The organism is Plantibacter sp. M259 (genome assembly GCF_006065115.1).
GTDB classification, from domain to species: domain Bacteria; phylum Actinomycetota; class Actinomycetes; order Actinomycetales; family Microbacteriaceae; genus Plantibacter; species Plantibacter auratus.
The window spans coordinates 1,444,703-1,459,820 of the sequence record NZ_CP040750.1; the positions used below are offsets into that span (position 1 = coordinate 1,444,703).

Annotated in this window: 16 protein-coding genes and 2 tRNA genes; 7 read left to right on the forward strand and 11 right to left on the reverse strand. The window is 70.3% G+C overall.

Features of this window, described 5'->3' with window-relative positions; all coding sequences use genetic code 11:
* Positions 1-153 precede the first annotated feature (153 nt).
* The 3 genes from FGL15_RS20260 (at position 154) to FGL15_RS06600 (ending at position 3,152) form a co-directional block, all read left to right on the forward strand.
* Complete coding sequence (locus FGL15_RS20260) at positions 154-324, forward strand: hypothetical protein (protein ID WP_153303529.1); 171 nt, start codon at positions 154-156, stop codon at positions 322-324.
* A gap of 145 nt (positions 325-469) precedes the next feature.
* The gene (locus FGL15_RS06595) at positions 470-2,050 is read left to right on the forward strand and encodes a sodium:proton antiporter (protein WP_138945436.1); all 1,581 of its coding nucleotides are present in this window, start codon (positions 470-472) and stop codon (positions 2,048-2,050) included.
* 73 nt (positions 2,051-2,123) lie between these two features.
* Positions 2,124-3,152, forward strand: a complete 1,029-nt coding sequence (locus FGL15_RS06600; RefSeq protein WP_138945437.1) for a YdcF family protein — start codon at positions 2,124-2,126, stop codon at positions 3,150-3,152.
* A gap of 97 nt (positions 3,153-3,249) precedes the next feature.
* On the opposite strand, the gene FGL15_RS06605 is transcribed toward FGL15_RS06600, so the two are convergent.
* Positions 3,250-3,624 carry a hypothetical protein gene (locus FGL15_RS06605; protein ID WP_124767560.1) on the reverse strand — a complete coding sequence of 125 codons (375 nt, stop codon included), beginning with the start codon at positions 3,622-3,624 and terminating at the stop codon, positions 3,250-3,252.
* 126 nt (positions 3,625-3,750) lie between these two features.
* Here FGL15_RS06605 and FGL15_RS06610 point away from each other — a divergent pair, with 126 nt between their 5' ends.
* Positions 3,751-4,641 (forward strand): metal-dependent hydrolase, encoded by an 891-nt coding sequence (locus tag FGL15_RS06610; protein ID WP_138945438.1) that lies wholly within the window; start codon positions 3,751-3,753, stop codon positions 4,639-4,641.
* 26 nt (positions 4,642-4,667) lie between these two features.
* Here FGL15_RS06610 and FGL15_RS06615 read toward each other — a convergent pair whose 3' ends face one another.
* Positions 4,668-5,168 (reverse strand): DUF4190 domain-containing protein, encoded by a 501-nt coding sequence (locus tag FGL15_RS06615; RefSeq protein WP_138945439.1) that lies wholly within the window; start codon positions 5,166-5,168, stop codon positions 4,668-4,670.
* Between the two features lie 180 nt (positions 5,169-5,348).
* Here FGL15_RS06615 and FGL15_RS06620 point away from each other — a divergent pair, with 180 nt between their 5' ends.
* Positions 5,349-7,586, forward strand: a complete 2,238-nt coding sequence (locus FGL15_RS06620) for a UvrD-helicase domain-containing protein (protein ID WP_138945440.1) — start codon at positions 5,349-5,351, stop codon at positions 7,584-7,586.
* A 102-nt stretch (positions 7,587-7,688) separates the two neighbouring features.
* Positions 7,689-8,399: an endonuclease/exonuclease/phosphatase family protein gene (locus FGL15_RS06625; protein ID WP_085513692.1), complete on the forward strand. Its 711-nt coding sequence runs from the start codon at positions 7,689-7,691 to the stop codon at positions 8,397-8,399.
* A gap of 178 nt (positions 8,400-8,577) precedes the next feature.
* On the opposite strand, the gene FGL15_RS06630 is transcribed toward FGL15_RS06625, so the two are convergent.
* The 4 genes from FGL15_RS06630 to FGL15_RS06645 all read right to left on the reverse strand — a co-directional run bounded on the left by FGL15_RS06630 (position 8,578) and on the right by FGL15_RS06645 (position 11,425).
* Complete coding sequence (locus tag FGL15_RS06630) at positions 8,578-9,321, reverse strand: RNase H family protein (RefSeq protein WP_138945441.1); 744 nt, start codon at positions 9,319-9,321, stop codon at positions 8,578-8,580.
* 106 nt (positions 9,322-9,427) lie between these two features.
* Positions 9,428-10,321, reverse strand: a complete 894-nt coding sequence (locus tag FGL15_RS06635) for a putative RNA methyltransferase (protein ID WP_138945442.1) — start codon at positions 10,319-10,321, stop codon at positions 9,428-9,430.
* A 181-nt stretch (positions 10,322-10,502) separates the two neighbouring features.
* Positions 10,503-11,012, reverse strand: coding sequence for a hypothetical protein (locus FGL15_RS06640; RefSeq protein ID WP_138945443.1), 510 nt, complete (start codon positions 11,010-11,012; stop codon positions 10,503-10,505).
* A complete protein-coding gene (locus FGL15_RS06645; RefSeq protein WP_138945444.1) occupies positions 11,009-11,425 on the reverse strand; it encodes a hypothetical protein in 417 nt (138 codons plus the stop codon). Before FGL15_RS06645 ends, FGL15_RS06640 begins: the two co-directional genes overlap by 4 nt.
* An 81-nt stretch (positions 11,426-11,506) precedes the next feature.
* On the opposite strand from FGL15_RS06645, the gene FGL15_RS06650 reads away from it, so the two are divergent.
* Positions 11,507-11,755: a hypothetical protein gene (locus FGL15_RS06650; RefSeq protein ID WP_138945445.1), complete on the forward strand. Its 249-nt coding sequence runs from the start codon at positions 11,507-11,509 to the stop codon at positions 11,753-11,755.
* A gap of 203 nt (positions 11,756-11,958) precedes the next feature.
* On the opposite strand, the gene FGL15_RS06655 is transcribed toward FGL15_RS06650, so the two are convergent.
* From FGL15_RS06655 to FGL15_RS06670, 5 genes are all read right to left on the reverse strand, one after another.
* Positions 11,959-12,047, reverse strand: a tRNA-Ser gene (locus FGL15_RS06655).
* A 174-nt stretch (positions 12,048-12,221) separates the two neighbouring features.
* Positions 12,222-13,577 (reverse strand): LCP family protein, encoded by a 1,356-nt coding sequence (locus FGL15_RS06660; RefSeq protein ID WP_240773820.1) that lies wholly within the window; start codon positions 13,575-13,577, stop codon positions 12,222-12,224.
* 73 nt (positions 13,578-13,650) lie between these two features.
* Positions 13,651-13,735: transfer RNA gene (locus FGL15_RS06665), tRNA-Ser, on the reverse strand.
* Positions 13,736-13,831: 96 nt separating this feature from the next.
* Positions 13,832-14,056, reverse strand: a complete 225-nt coding sequence (locus tag FGL15_RS20765; RefSeq protein WP_240773821.1) for a hypothetical protein — start codon at positions 14,054-14,056, stop codon at positions 13,832-13,834.
* On the reverse strand, positions 14,023-15,078 hold the full coding sequence (locus tag FGL15_RS06670; RefSeq protein ID WP_240773822.1) for an LCP family protein: 1,056 nt from the start codon (positions 15,076-15,078) through the stop codon (positions 14,023-14,025). The genes FGL15_RS20765 and FGL15_RS06670 overlap by 34 nt, the downstream gene beginning before the upstream one ends.
* Positions 15,079-15,118 lie beyond the last annotated feature (40 nt).

A 15,118-nucleotide genomic window follows, 5' to 3' on the forward strand; every position in this document is an offset into this window, starting at 1 on the left:
ACGGCCCCAGCCGACCAGCGCAGCCGAATCTCGGCGCAGCTGCACTCCGGACGGTCTCGTCGCTCCATCCATGCGACCAGCACCGATCGTCATCGCATTCCCCCTCTGGAACCGGCCCATCCATCATCCGCAACACCAGAATCGAGAATCACCATGTCCATCACTCAGACTCGGACCCCAGCGTCCTCCAACCGTTCCGCGGGCACCGCCGTCCACGGCCGCGGTCACTCCACCGAGAAGCTCACCTACCGCTTCGGTCTCCGCACCCGCGAGACCGGTGCGGAGCAGCGCGGCTCCAGCAGCGCGGCCAACCGCCGCGGCTGAGCCGCCTCACCGTTCCAACCGACGCCCCCGCACGGCTTGACCGTGCGGGGGCGTCGTGCGTGCGGAACCGGCGCCGATCACGGTCGGTCCGGAGTTCGGACGATCGTACGGACGACCACGGCCTCCCAGGTGGGAGAATCCCCACATGGATCCCGTCGCGCTCATCTCGTGGATCGTCGTGTTCGTCGTCGTCACCGTCATCGTGTCGGGCCTGTCCGGCCGAGCAGGCCTCTCCGCCCCGGTGGCCCTGGTGCTCGTCGGCGGCGTCGCGTCGTTCATCCCCGCCGTTCCGACCGTCGAGATCGAACCCGACCTGATCCTCTACGGACTGTTGCCGCCGCTGCTCTTCGCGTCGGCGATCCGGATCTCCCTCATCGACATCCGTGCCCGTAACGACGGCATCATCCTGCTCTCGGTGGGAGCGGTCGCCTTCACCGTCGTGTCGGTCGGGTTCGCCAGCTGGCTCCTCATCCCGTCGATCACCCTCGCGGCGGCGTTCGCATTCGCAGCGGTCATCGCACCGACCGACGCCGTCGCCGTGAGCGCGATCGCCGGACGACTCGGGCTCCCGCGCCGCGTGCTGACGATCCTCGAGGGCGAGAGCCTGCTCAACGACGCCACCGCACTCGTGGCACTCAACGCCTCGATCCTCGCCATCACGAGCGTCGTCAACCCGGTCATGATCGCCGGCGAGTTCGTCATCGAGGTCGTCGCCGGTGTCGGCGTCGGTCTCGCGGTCGGCTGGGTGCTGTCCGAGGTCCGCCGACGCCTGCGCGCTCCAGTCCTCGACACCTGCCTCTCCCTCATCACCCCGTTCCTCGCCTTCCTCCTGGCGCAGGCGATCCACGGTTCGGGCGTGCTCGCGGTCGTCACCGCCGGGCTGCTGCTCGGCTACCGGGCGCCCATCGTGCAGTCGGCCGAGGCGCGCATCGCCGAGTCGCTCAACTGGCGCACCATCCAGTTCCTGCTCGAGAACGCCGTCTTCCTGTTCATCGGGCTCAACCTGGCCGGCATCCTCGAGGGGGCGATCCAGACCGGTCCGGGGCTCTGGCCGACCGTGTTCATCAGCATCGGGGTCCTCGCGGCGCTGATCGTCTCGCGGTTCGTGTGGGAGATGACGGTCACGGCGATCTACCGGCTCGGGCCGAGACGACTCCGTGAGCGGAGCTGGTCGTGGGGCAACGGGATCGCCGTCTCCGCAGCCGGCGTCCGTGGCGTGGTGACCCTGGCGGCCGTGTTCCTGCTGCCCGAGGACACCCCGTCGCGCGAGTTCCTGCAGTTCCTGGCGTTCGTCGTCGTCGTCGGCACGCTCCTCTCGGGGCTCGCGCTGCCCCGGATCATCCGTGCCCTGCACCTTCCGCCGCCCAACCACAGCCAGGAGCGCGTCGAACAACTGATGCTCATGGCGGAGGTCCAGACCGCCGGTCTGTCCCGCCTCGACGAGCTGACGACCGAGGCGGACGAGGAGCAGGTGCTCAACCGTCTGCGGACTAATGCGAGCTTCGTGGCCAACGCCCTCGAGCAGTACACGGGCGATGGCTCGGAGCTCCGCACGGTCGCGTTCGCCCGACTCCGCCGGCAGATGATCGCGGCGGAACGCGAGGCGCTCCTCTCGGCGCGCGCCGAGGGTCGCTACCAGGAACCGGCGGTCGCGGCGGTCCTGGCGGCGATCGACGCCGAGGAGGCGACCCTCAAGGCGATGACGCCGAAACCCCCGCGGCCCTAGCATCCCGAACGCTCTGCGCGCACGCCCCATCCGAACGGCCGGTGCAGGACGATCGGTCGGGCAGGATGAGGGCATGATCATGTTGCTCCCCGCCGCCGTCTTCGCGGTGCTCTACGTCGTGAGTCGACGCCGCGACGCCCGTCGCCTGCGCAACGGGGTCTTCCTCGTGTCCGCGATCGCCTGCGGGCTGCTGGCGCTCCTGTCGGAGGCGTCCCGAACGACGCCGTTCACCGTGCTCCTCGCCGCATTCGGCACGGTCCTGCTGGTGGGCGTGCTCGGGGTCCTGCTCATCGGCAACGGCATCACGATGCTCCGGCTCGAGGGCCGGAGCATCGGCAACCTGCTCTCGCTGTTCGCCGGGGTGGCGATCCTCGTCCTGCCCGTGCTGGCCGTGCTGCTGGTGCTCGGGGCGCACCCGCAGTCCCTGCCCTCCTGGCTCACGGTCGTCCTCGTCGCCGTGGGCCTCCTCCTCGGGTTCGCCTGCTTCTACGCGGCGGCCACCTTCGCGGCCTTCGGGGTGTACTCCCTCGTCTACAGCCGCTACCGCCACACCCGGACGCCCGACGCCCTCGTCGTCCTCGGTTCCGGCCTCATCCACGGCGAGGTCCCGCCGTTGCTGCGCAGCCGACTGGACCTGGCACTCCGCATCTATCGGGCCACTGCACCGGGGACGAAACGACCGCTCCTGATCCCGTCCGGCGGCCAGGGCGACGACGAACCCCGCCCGGAGGGGACCGCCATGGCCGAGTACCTCGTCGCGAACGGTGCGGACCCGACGGACGTGCTCCCGGAGACCGCGTCCACGAGCACGCGCGAGAATCTGCTGCTCTCCCGGGATCTGCAGCAGTCGGCCGGGCGGGACGGCGAGACGATCGTGGTGACGAACAACTACCACGTCCTCCGCGCGGCGCTCCTCGCACGTTCGATCGGGAGCGACGCGCAGGTCATCGGCTCCCCGACGGCCGCCTACTACGTGCCGAGCGCGTTCCTCCGCGAGTACGTCGCCATCATGGTCGAGCACCGTCAGCTGAATGCGCTGGCGATCGCGGGCGTCGCGGGCCTGATCGCCCTCGCGGTGGTCTGGTCGCTCCTACCGATCTGAGCCGCCGTCTCGCTCGAGGACGACGACGCCCGCAGCGCACGACGGGCCGTCGTCCGAATGGATCGGAGGACGGCCCGTCGGTCGTGTGGTGTCCGACTCAGTCGGGTGCGGTGTCGTAGACCTCGCGGGCGTCGTCGGTGGCCTCGGAGGCCGGGCCGGAGTCGGGCTGGTGGTCGGCCGAACCGTCGGCGTCGCCGCCCTCGCCCTCGGCCAGCGGTGCGTCGAGTTCGGTCGAAGGCTCGGGGGTCTCGACGGCCTCCTCGGTCGCCTGCTCCTCGTCGGGAGCCGCGTCCTCCGAGCCGGTGCCGTCGACGGTCTGACTCGACCCGTCCGAGCCGGGTCCGGCGGTCGTCTGGTCGGAGCTCACGAGCTCTGCGGTGTCGATGTCGGCACCCTCCCAGGCTTCCTGGTCCGCTCCGGCCGCACCGGTCGCGAGGTCGTCGCTTGAACGCTGGTCCTGCTGATCCGTCATGATGCACTCCTTTCCGCGGAACGCGTCGCGCTCCGTGTCCTCGGACTCTACGTCGTGATCCTCCACGGTCTCCCGGGGTTGACAGCCACCGACGGGCGCCCGGGCCAGCCGCGATAGCGTGGGGTCATGAGCCTCCCCGTCACGGACACGCGCGTCACCTATCCCTCCGGAGCCCTCGCCTCGACGGGCACGGTGCTGCACGTCGAGCCCGTCGGCGACCACCTCGCCGTGGTGCTCGACGAGACGGCCTGCCACCCGGTCGATGCCGCGTGGCCCGACCAGCCCGCCGACACGGCGACCATCACCTTCGGTGCGGGCGCGGGCGCCGTGGAGGTCGCCGTGATCGATTGTGTCGTCGCCGCGAGCGACGGCACCCGGCTGTACCTCGGCCCCGACATCCCCGTGAAGAAGGGCACCGAAGGGTGGGCCTTCCTCGTCGCCCATCTGGTCTCCACCGAGGCAGCGGCGGTCGCTGTCGAAGGCGCGACGGCCCATATCGAGGTGGATGCGTCCACCCGACACGCGCTCTCCGCCGGGCACACCGGGTGCCACCTCGTATCACTCGCCTTGAACGCCGCGCTCGCCGACGCCTGGCGCAAGGAGGTCGTCCCCGATGCTCTCGGGGCCCCCGATTTCGACGCGCTCGCCTGCGAGTCGTCGCGGATCGCTCCGAACGCGTCGACCGACCGTTACCGCATCGGCAAGTCGCTCCGACGGAAGGGGTTCGACCCGGCCGCCCTCGACGACCTCGACGCACTCGGGTCACGCATCCGGAACACCCTCGACGGCTGGTTGGACAGCGGCGCGTCCGTCCGGATCGATCGCGAGGGCGAGCTGCTCACGAATCGACGTAGCTGGCACTGCGAGCTGCCGGGCGGCCCGGCGGTCATCGCCTGCGGCGGCACCCACGCGGCGTCGCTGGGCGAGTTCTCGAGCATCGCGGTCTGGCTGGAACGCGAGGACGTCGACGGCGCCGTGGTGCTGTCGATGGTCAGTACGGTCGTCCCGGCCGGCTGACCGATGGCTCGGCGGCTGACCGGCGACTAGGCGGCGATGCCCGTGGAGGCCGCACCGCCGACGCCGGCGAGCAGGCCACCGATGACGAACACCCAGAGCAACACGAGCGCCGCCCAGACGAGCAGGAACAGCCCGTTGAGCACGACGCCCGTGATGGCCATCGCCCGACCGGCGGGCTCGCGGCGGAGCCCCATGAGGCCCAGGACGGATCCGACGACCGGGAGCACGAAGGTGAACCCGAAGAACAGCGACACCAGGCCGATGACCATGCTGGAGATGCTGAGACCCTTCGGCGGCGACGCCGGGTACGGGTAGGGCGCGGGGTACACGGGCGCATACGGCTGCATGCCGTACTGCGGCGGATAGGGCTGCTGCTGCGGGTAGGGCGCCTGCTGGGCGCACGGCTGCACCCCGTACTGCTGCGACTGGAGCTGCTGGTGCGGATACGGCTGCGGCGGAACCGACTGCTGCGAGTGCGCCTGCTGCGGCGCAAGGGGCTGCGGCTTCGATCCGTCCGGTGTGCTCATGCCCGTCAGCCTATCGACCAGCCCGCGCTCGGTGCCCGACCCCTCGCCCCGACGGCAGCCTCCAGCTCTCTGGGAGCTCACGCTCAAGGGCGGTGAGGGGCCCGGAAAGCGACTACCGTATTCGTGCGGTCCTCGCAGTGAACCCGGAACACGGACCGCGCCACACCCAGAAGGAGCACCGTGCAGAACGACGCGATCGCCGAGGAACAGGACCATCTCGATCGGCTGCACGACGTGATCCGGTCGCAGTCGGACCTCGAGGAACGACGCTCCGAACTCGCCCTCCGCGCCTTCGACGGCGACGACGACTCGAGCTTCTCGGAACGCGACGCCCTGGTCGCCCACCACCGCCAGCGGATGGTCGAGCTGCGTTCGTCCAGCTACGGACTCCTCTTCGGTCTCCTCGAACGCGAGACCGACGAACGGCACCACATCGGGCGCATCGGCCTGCGCGACCCGGAGAGTGGCGACCAGCTCCTCTTGGACTGGCGCGCGCCGGCCTCGCGCCCGTTCTACACCGCGACGCCACTCCGCCCCGAAGGCCTCCGACTGCGCCGCCGCATCGGCACGGCCGGTCGCCGCGTCACGGAAGTGCACGACGAGGTCCTCGACACGACCATGCTCAGCGACGACGAGCCGAGCGGCATCGGCGAGTCCGGTGCGCTGCTGGCGGCCCTCGGTCGCGCCCGGACCAAGCACATGGCGGACATCGTCGACACCATCCAAGCTGAGCAGGATGCGATCATCCGAGCGCCCCTCCCCGGCACGCTCCTCGTCCAGGGCGGTCCGGGCACTGGGAAGACCGCCGTCGCGCTCCACCGCGCCGCGTACCTCCTGTACGAGCACCGCGAGCGACTCATGCGCAGCGTCGTGCTCATCGTCGGGCCGAACTCGACCTTCCTCGACTACATCAGCCGGGTGCTGCCGTCGCTCGGCGAGACCGCCGTCGTCCTCGTCACGCCGGCGACCCTCGTGCCCGGACTCGACGCACACGCGGAGGACTCGCTCGAAGCCGCCGAGCTCAAGGGTCGGCTGCGGATGGCCGACGTCGTCGCCCGGGCCGTCCGCGAGCGCCAGGTGCCGCTCGACGAGCCGGTCACGATCCGTATCGCCGGTGACGGCCCGCTCCGCGTCACGCCGGGCGTCCTGCGCCGGATCAAAGCCGGTATCGAACGCTCGGGCACCCCCCACAACGAGGCCAAGCTGCGGTTCGACCGCGCCGTGCTGACGCACCTCATCGGGCTCGAGGCGAAGCGCGACGGCTTCGAACCCCGCACGGGCGAAGACGCCGACGAGCGCCGACAGGAGCTGAGCGAGGAGCCGGAGGTCGAGGAGCTGCTCGACACGATGTGGCCGATCCTCGAACCGGCCGAGATCATCGACCGCCTCTTCACCGACCCCGAGCTGCTGGCGCGCGTCGCTCCCGACCACACGGAGGAGGAGCGTCGCCTGCTGCTCCGCGAACCTGTCGCCGAGGCGGACGGCTCCGGCGAGATCGACTGGGCCGCCCGGCTCACGCCCGGCGACATCGCCCTCGTCGACGAGGCCGCCGAGCTCATCGGCGAGGACCAGCGCCCCGAGCTGGAACGGCAGCGCCGCGCCGCCTACGAGCGCCGGCACGACGTCGAGTACGCGCGCAGTGTGCTCGAGATGATCGGTGACATCAGCATCGACGACGAGGCCCAGGACGACGACTACCTCCGTTCCGCGCAGGACCTCGCCGACCGCCAGACCGTGGAGGACGACCGCAGCCCCGCGGAACGCGCCGCGAGCGACCGCACTTGGGTCTACGGGCACGTCATCATCGACGAGGCGCAGGAGCTCACCCCCATGCTGCTGCGCGCCGTCCTGCGCCGCGGCCCCAACCGCTCGATGACGCTCGTCGGCGACATCAACCAGCAGAGCACCTCCGCCACCCGCTCGAGCTGGCAGGAGCTGCTCGGCCCGCAGCTCCCGCGCTGGACGGAGGAGCTGCTCACCGTCAACTACCGGACGCCCGAGCAGATCATGGCGCTCGCCGATCCCGTCCGGCTCGAACTCGACCCGGACTCCCCGGCGCCCGTGTCGATCCGCCGCGGTGAGGAGGAGCCCGTGCAGCTCACGGTCGGACCCGCCGCGCTGGCCCCGACGGCGGTCCGCGCCGCCGTCGACGCGATCACCGCACACCCCGGCATCGCGGGCGTCATCGCACCCCGCTCGCTCCTGGCGGAGATCGACGCCCTCCTCGCCGACGCCGGAGCCGATCGCGCGCGGGTGTGGACCGGCACCGCGCGCGAGAGCAAGGGCCTCGAGTTCGACAGCGTCGTGCTCGTGCAGCCCGACGCGCTGGGCGGGACAGGGCATGCGGCCCTGTCGCTCCGGTACGTCGCGCTCACCCGTGCAACCCAACGGCTCACGGTCGTCGACTCGTCGAGCTGACCGTCGGCATCCGGCGACGCACCGTCGTCCGGCCCCGCCCAGAGCACTGACCGACGGGAAGGACCGTAGGCTTGGGCTCTGCCAACAGAATGTGAGGCTGGGATGAAGGTCATCAGCTACAACCTCCGCAAGAACAAGGCCAGCGGCGAGCTCGTCGCGCTCACGGAAGAGTTCGGCCCCGACGTCCTCGCGTTGCAGGAGGCCGACACCCTGCAGCTGCCCGCCGAACTCGGCGGCCTGCACCTCGCCGACAGCACCCACCGCAACCGGCTCGGCCTCGCGATCTACTACCGCCGCGACCGGTTCACCGCCGAGTCGACGCAGACGTTCGCGCTGAAGAAGTCGCTGCACGACATGGTGCTCGCGCCGGCGCACGAGCGCCTCATCGGCACCCGCCTCACCGACGTCGAGGCCGGGCGCGAACTCATCGTCGCCTCGTTCCACGCCGCCCCGCTCACCGCGCTCAACTCACTGCGTCGGCACCAGATCAAGGCCGCGCACGAGCAGCTGCACGCGATGGGCGACGTCCCGACGCTCATGGTCGGCGACTACAACTACCCGCTCTTCCAGAAGGGCCTCGGCACCAAGATGCAGGAGAGCGGCTACGACCTGAGCCTCAGCGACCGCAGCACCTACACGCGATACAAGATGTTCCGTGGGCACTTCGACTTCGCGACGTCCGTGGGCCTGAAGATCGACCGGGTGCAGACGCTCCGCCGCGGCATCTCGGACCACCTGCCGATCCTCGTCGACGCAAGCTACGGCTTCGCCGTTCCCGAGGACGACGGCGCACCGGAGTCCGCCGCCCGCTGACCCGGTCTCCTGCCCCTGGGCGCGCCCCGTCCGTCTCCTCACACCGACTTCTCCTCGTTCCCTAACTCAGGACGACGTCGGCGTGTCGCGAGGTCGGCGCCGTATATCGCTCCGACACGCCGAGGCATTCCTGAGTTAGATACCGAGCCGTGGGCCCGACGCGGACCCGCGGGCTGGGTCAGATGAGGCCGCGGAGGAACTCCTGGACACTCGTGCCGGCCTCGCGGGCGCGACGGACCAGGCGTTCGTGCTCATCGGACGTGAGGTCGAGGGTGAGCTGGTGCCACGTCGGCTCGACGTCGAGTGAGAACAGCGCGCCGTCGTCCTCCGCATCGAAGACGGGGGCGGTGCGTTCCTCCTCCACCTCGAGGTCGGCGAACAGCTCCGGCTCGGTCGTCTCGGGAGCGTCTTCAGCGCCGGCATCAGCCTCGGGGGTCGACGGGGTCTCCGCGGCTCCGGGGCCAGTCCAACCGGGTCCCTCCGGCACCGGCGTCTTGCGCTGGAAGGCCTCAGCCGCCATACGGGCGCGGATGTCGGCGGCCTCGTTGAGGCGGTGACCGACGTGCCCCTTCACCCACTCGAACCGGTAGCGCCGCCCGGCGATGGCGGCGTCGATCTCCTGCATGAGCTCGAGGTTCATGACGGGCTTGCCGTCGCCCTTCTTCCAGCCCTTCTTCTTCCAGCCCGGCATCCACTTCGTGATCGAGTCGATGACGTACTTGCTGTCGCAGAGGATGTGCAGGTCCTCGTCGAGGTGCTCGGTGGCGCGGAACAGTTCGAGGACGGCGCGCAGCTCGCCCATGTTGTTCGTGCCGTGCGGCCATCCCCCGGCTGCCCAACAATCGTCGTCGACATACCAGGCCCAGCCGGCGGGTCCGGGGTTGCCGAGGGCGGAGCCGTCTGCGGCAGCGGTGATCGTCATGAGCGCCTTTCGATGAGTGCCCTCCATCGTATCGACGCACCGCCGACGCCCCGACGCCGGTCCCGTGGTGCCGGTGTCGGGCTGGCCCGGCGTCAGGCGGGCGACGTCAGGCGGGCGCGAAGACGCTGAGCGTGACGGCGACCGTGACCGTCGTGTAGCCGGGCAGGTCGGCGATCGCCTGCTCGAAGACGTCGTCGTCGAGGTGGTGGGCGCTCGGCCCCATGCGGACCTCGTCGCGCACCTCTTCCGGCATCAACTCGACGGCATAGTCGAGCGTGTCGCGGGAGCGGAGCTCGAACCCGTCGAGCTGCGCGTCGAGGCGGGCGTCCTTGCGCTCGGCGATCCCGATCATGCCGAGCCGGTCGCGCAGCTCTGCCAGGTGACCGGGTTGCGGCGTCACGACGGTGAGCAGGCCGTCCGGGCGGAGCACCCGACGCATCTCGGGACCGTTGCGTGGGCCGAAGATGCTCAACAGGTGGTCGACCGACGCCGCCTGCAGCGGGAACGGCGCCCAGGCGTCAGCGGTCGCCGCTGCAGCCCGACCGTGTGCGCGCGCGGCGCGACGAGCGGCGAGCGGCGACAGGTCGAACCCGAACCCGCGCCAGGCCGGCCGGGCGTCGAGGATCCGGCCGAGGTAGTAGCCGGTCCCGCCGGCGATGTCCACGACGAGCGGGGCGCTGTCGTCGTCGACCGAGCCGTCCGGGAGGAAGCGCGCGAGCGGCAGGGTCGTGGCGACGTGGTCGGCGATCGGCTCGTAGTGCTCGGCCTCGAGGAACGCTGCGCGGGCCGCTACCATCTCCTGCGTGTCGCCGGTCTTCGGCGTCCGACCGCCGACGACGAGCGAGGCGTACCCCTGCCGGGCGATGTCGAAGCTGTGACCGGCGGGGCAGCGGAGCACGCGGTCGCCGAGCTCGAGGGTCGCGGTGCAGATCGTGCACGCGAGATCGGGGGCGACGAGGCTCAGCCGATCGTGCTGCGGGACGTCAGCGAGGATCGGCATGCCTTCGAAACGCTCCGCTTCCAGCTGCTGTGTCCGTCGCCGCCGCGATGCTTCCGGTTGTCGCACTTCACCCACACGGTGAGTCTAGGCGCGTGCCGCATGGTGCGTGCGCCGGAACGTTCGAGCGGCGATCGGTCGCGGCGGGGCTTCGGCACCGCGGTGACTCGATCAGCTCGCTGACTCAGTCCTCGAGCGCGCTCCGCAGACGCTCGACGTCCTCGTGTGCGGCGTCGCTCGCACGCTGCGCCCGGTCAGCCTCTCGCTGGCGCCGGGCCCACTCGCGATCGGCGTCGGCGATGTCCGCGTCGAGCTCCTCGAGCCGCCTCGCGAGGTCCTCGCGGTCACGCAGGAGGCCCGATCGTCGGACCGCCGACTCGTCCAGGACGGCGGTCGCCTCCTCACTCGCGCTGGACGCCGCCTCCTCGTCGCGCTCGGCCGCCTCCAGCCGGGCCCGAAGGCGTCGGCGTCGGTCGTCGTCATCGTCGGAATGGTCGCCGTCTCCGTCGACCTGCGTCGCCGCGGACCCGTCGCCGGTGGGGCGCCTACCGGGGGAACCTGGCCCGCCGACGACCCCGCCCCACCCCGCTCCGCTCGAGGTCGGGGCGTCGGTCAGCCGACCGGACGACACCTGCGCGGCGAGGTCGGCGTCAGCGCTCGCCGCCTGCAGGCTCTGGCGGACGGTCTCGATCACCGCTCCGGAGAGGGACGCCCCTCTGCTGCTGCGGCTTCGACGGTGGCGGTGACGAGCGTCGCGATCAGTGAGCGACGTTCGGAGCCCAGTGTGCGGAGCGCTGTGGCGTCCCCCGAGCGCTGAGCGTCGCCGAGCGCGGAACCGAGCTGTTCCAGTTCGCCGAGCAGATCAGGGCGATGCGCCGTCAACACGTTGAGCGCCCAGGCCGCGACCGACGGTTTGCGGAGCGCGAGGATCGCCGTCGCCAGGTCGTCGTCCCCGTCGTCGCGCGCTGCGAGGGCAAGACGTTTGCGCTCCGTCACGAAGCCGCTGAGCGGGACGCGCAGCAGCTCCACGGCTGCGGACGCGAGACCCGTCGGGGCCGGCGTTCCGGTGTCGCGGTCGTCGGGCACGGTGCCGCTCCCTCGCATCATTTCACGTCAGGCTAGCGCCCTCTTGCGCCAGAACGGCGTCCGACTGTCGCCTTTTCGGGGGTCGATACCGACAATGTGGACATGGATGCCAGACCTTACCCCGACACGGTGGAGCCGCCAGAAACAGCGGCCTGCACCGATTTGAAGTCCCTCCTCAGGACCGTGGACTTCCCGATCTCACGCCGCGAACTGCAGACGATCGCCGTCCGTTCCGGACTCGACCGCGGGACCCTCGCCGCACTCAACACGCTCACCGAAGAGCACTACGCCGGCTCGTTCGGCATCCTCCGCGAACTCCGCCACCACGGCGAGCTCCGTCGCTCCGCCTGACAACCCCGTCCGACACCTGGTGGACTCCCCAGCGCGGTGCGTTGGCGTGAGCGCGGGTCACAGACGCGGGCGCGGGTCTCCGGAGGGGCGCGCTCACGCGTGCGGGGCGCGGTGACGTCAGCGCACCGCGCTGGCGATTCCGGCAGACATCGTGCAACGCAGAAACCCCCGCCGAGGCGAGGGTTTCGAGCTGAAGACCAGTGCGGAGACGGCGGGATTTGAACCCGCGGTCCCCTTACGGGGACTCCACCTTAGCAGGGTGGTGCACTAGGCCGAACTATGCGACGTCTCCATGTGCGCTCGCAAGCGGACGCACGACGACCAGCATAACCGGTGATGGGCGTGGTGACGAATCCCCGGGTCCGAACCCGGGTCCGAGACGCCCTTCGACACTTCGACAAGCTCAGTGCGGCGCAGCTCAGGGACCGAACCAGGTTGGGACCGGGCCGCTGACGGGCCGGGACGCCTACTGGTCGTCGAGGGTGCGACCGCGGGAGCAGGTGCGCTGGTCGGCGGTCTGGCCGGTCACGGTCGACGGGAGGACCACTGCACCACCGGCGGACGTGTCGGTCCCATCGGCAGGCGGGGCAGTCGCCGCAGGATCGCCACCGGCATCCGCACCTTCGGCGGGATCGACCGCGGTCGGGTCGGTCGGGTTCGCCACCGCACCGGCACCGGTCGCGCCCGAGAGCTGGATGGGCTGGTCGTTGCCGAGCGCCTCGAACAGCGCGGTCGCCGCATCGTCGATCGGCTCGACCCCGCCCTCCACGGCGGCGTTCGGGTACTGCACGAAGGCGATGTTCGCGAGGTCGACCTCACGCAGCGTCATGGCGATGGCGATCATCGTGTCGAGGCTCGTCAGACTGTCGGACAGCTGCATGTTCTGCGCCGCCGCCTTGGCCAGAGAGTAGAGGATTCCAGGGTTGGTCAGGGTCTCGGCGCTCTTGACCTGCTGCATCATCGCCGACAGGAACACCTGCTGGTTGCTGATGCGACTGAGGTCGCTGCCGTCGCCGACGCCGTGCCTGGTGCGGAGGAACTGCAGTGCCTCATATCCCTCGAGGGTGTGCTCGCCCGCCGAGAGAAAGGTGCCCGTGTACTCGTCCTCGATCGGGTCGGCGACACACACCGTCACGCCACCGAGCGCGGTCGACATCGCCATCACGCCACTGAACTGCACCTCGGCGGCGAACGGGATCTCGAGCCCCGTGAGCTGCGAGACCGTCAGCGCCGTGCAGGCGAGCCCGCCGTAGCTGAGCGAAGTGTTGATCTTCTGCCGACTCATCGAGTCGAACGAGCCGCCGGACGGGTCAGGACAGGACGGGATCGGGACGAACATGTCACGCGGGAAGCTGACGACCGTCGCGTTGCTGTGATCCTCGGAGATGTGCACGAGCATCGTGACGTCGTTGAGGTTGCCCGTCTCCTCCTCGGCGTCACCGAAGACGGGGTCCTGGCCGGCGCGGGAGTCGCTGCCCACGATGAGGAGGTTGACGCCACCGGGATACGCTCCGATCGCGGGCAGATCGGTGACCGCCTCACCCTGCGAGTCGACGAGCGCGACGCCGGGTTTCACGGTCGCGGCGACGTCCCAGAGGGCGATGCCTGCCACGATGCCACCGCTGACCAGCGCGACCGCGAGCGTCGAAGCGAGGATCTTCAGGCCGGTCGTGATCGGGTTCGACCGCTTGAGTCGTCCGTGGCGGGCGATGGTCGCGAGCTTCTTCGGGCGGGGCCCACGAGGTGCCGTTCGGCGAGCCGCGGCGTCGCCGGCGGGCTCGTCGATGTCGGTCGAATGCGGGGCATCCGTCGATTCAACCACGGGTTCATGTGAAGCGCACAGCCCGGAGTCGTGGCGTCGAGGCGCGGGAGTCTCGTGGGCGATGAAAGCAGTGCGGAGGGCGTGGGATTCGAACCCACGAGACATTTCTGCCCACCAGTTTTCAAGACTGGCTCCATCGGCCGCTCGGACAGCCCTCCTGATGGTCGATCGCACGCCATGACGCAGCTGACGACCAGGATCGAGTGTATCGGATGGGGCCAGCGACGAAGCGGCCCCATCCGATCACGCGGGGACTATTGGTCTTCCTCCGGACGACCAGCCGTGCAGGTGTTCTGCGCGGCGTTCTGGCCGGTGATCGTGTCGGGCAGGGCGACGGGGCCGGCGGCGGACGGGTCCGCGGGCGCTGCCGGGTCCGCCGTCGCAGCGGGGTCGGCCGCCGCATCGGTCGTCGCCGGGTCTGGCGTGACGGGCGCGTTCGGGTCGGTCACGACGTACTTGCCGGTGGCGGACAGCGCCACGGCCTGGTCGCTCTGCAGCGCCGTCCATAGCACATCCGCATCGGACGTCGCTTCCACGCCACCTTGGACCGTGGCCGTCGGCGTCTGCACGAACGCGACGCGGTCGAGGGGATGTCCTTGAGCGCTGCGGCGATCGACACCATCGTGTCGATGTTGTTGAGGCTGCTCGACAGCGTCACGTTCTTCAACGCGGCACGGGCGATCGAGTAGAGCTTGATCGGGTCGGAGAGCGTCTCGCTGCTCTTCAGCGTGCGAACGAGCGAGGAGAGAAACACCTGCTGGTTCGAGATCCGCGACAGGTCGCTGCCGTCGCCGACGCCGTGACGCGAGCGGAGGAAGGCGAGGGCGGACGCACCCGAGAGGTCGTGGGTGCCGACGTCGAGGTTGATGCCGCTCCAGGCGTCGTTGAGGGGTTCGGTGACACACACCGGCACGCCGCCGACCGCGTTCGACATCGAGATGACGCCGTCGAATCCGATCTGCGCGGCGAACGGGATGGAGAGGCCGGTGATGCCCTCGACCGTGGACACCGCGCAGGCGAGCCCGCCGTCGGCACCGCCGTACATGAGGGCGGTGTTCATCTTGTCGCGACCGTTGCCGCCGTCGGCGCAGTCGCCGATCTGCACGTACATGTCGCGCGGGAAGCTGACCACGGTCGCGCTCGAGTGGTCTGCCGAGATGTGCATGAGGATGGTGACGTCGTTGAGGTTCTCGTCGCGATCGCCGTACGCCTCGTTGCCGTCGCCCGAGTCGCTGCCGACGAGGAGCAGGTTGACGCCGCCCTCGATCGCGCCGATGTTGGGCGGCGGCGCACCCGGGGTCTCGTTGTCGAGGTGGGCGACGGGCTTCACGCTGTTGGCCAGGTCGAGCGCGGCCACACCGGCGACCGCGATGCCGCTCACGCCGACGACGGCGGCCGTCGCGGCGACGATCTTCGCGACGGTGACGAACGGGTTCGACTTGCGGAGTCTGCCGTGACGGACGGCGGCGCGCGGTTTGGACGCGTCGGCGTTGCGGGTCATGGATCTCGCTCTCGTCTCAGGAACAGGGGTGGCCGGAACC

Excerpts from the sequence above, each read along its gene's own strand:
- FGL15_RS20260 (WP_153303529.1), top strand. The coding sequence starts at position 154 with ATGTCCATCACTCAGACTCGGACCCCAGCGTCCTCCAACCGTTCCGCG.
- FGL15_RS06595 (WP_138945436.1), top strand. The coding sequence starts at position 470 with ATGGATCCCGTCGCGCTCATCTCGTGGATCGTCGTGTTCGTCGTCGTC.
- FGL15_RS06600 (WP_138945437.1), top strand. The coding sequence starts at position 2,124 with ATGATCATGTTGCTCCCCGCCGCCGTCTTCGCGGTGCTCTACGTCGTG.
- FGL15_RS06605 (WP_124767560.1), bottom strand. The coding sequence starts at position 3,624 with ATGACGGATCAGCAGGACCAGCGTTCAAGCGACGACCTCGCGACCGGT.
- FGL15_RS06610 (WP_138945438.1), top strand. The coding sequence starts at position 3,751 with ATGAGCCTCCCCGTCACGGACACGCGCGTCACCTATCCCTCCGGAGCC.
- FGL15_RS06615 (WP_138945439.1), bottom strand. The coding sequence starts at position 5,168 with ATGAGCACACCGGACGGATCGAAGCCGCAGCCCCTTGCGCCGCAGCAG.
- FGL15_RS06625 (WP_085513692.1), top strand. The coding sequence starts at position 7,689 with ATGAAGGTCATCAGCTACAACCTCCGCAAGAACAAGGCCAGCGGCGAG.
- FGL15_RS06630 (WP_138945441.1), bottom strand. The coding sequence starts at position 9,321 with ATGACGATCACCGCTGCCGCAGACGGCTCCGCCCTCGGCAACCCCGGA.
- FGL15_RS06635 (WP_138945442.1), bottom strand. The coding sequence starts at position 10,321 with ATGCCGATCCTCGCTGACGTCCCGCAGCACGATCGGCTGAGCCTCGTC.
- FGL15_RS06645 (WP_138945444.1), bottom strand. The coding sequence starts at position 11,425 with ATGATGCGAGGGAGCGGCACCGTGCCCGACGACCGCGACACCGGAACG.
- FGL15_RS06650 (WP_138945445.1), top strand. The coding sequence starts at position 11,507 with ATGGATGCCAGACCTTACCCCGACACGGTGGAGCCGCCAGAAACAGCG.
- FGL15_RS06670 (WP_240773822.1), bottom strand. The coding sequence starts at position 15,078 with ATGACCCGCAACGCCGACGCGTCCAAACCGCGCGCCGCCGTCCGTCAC.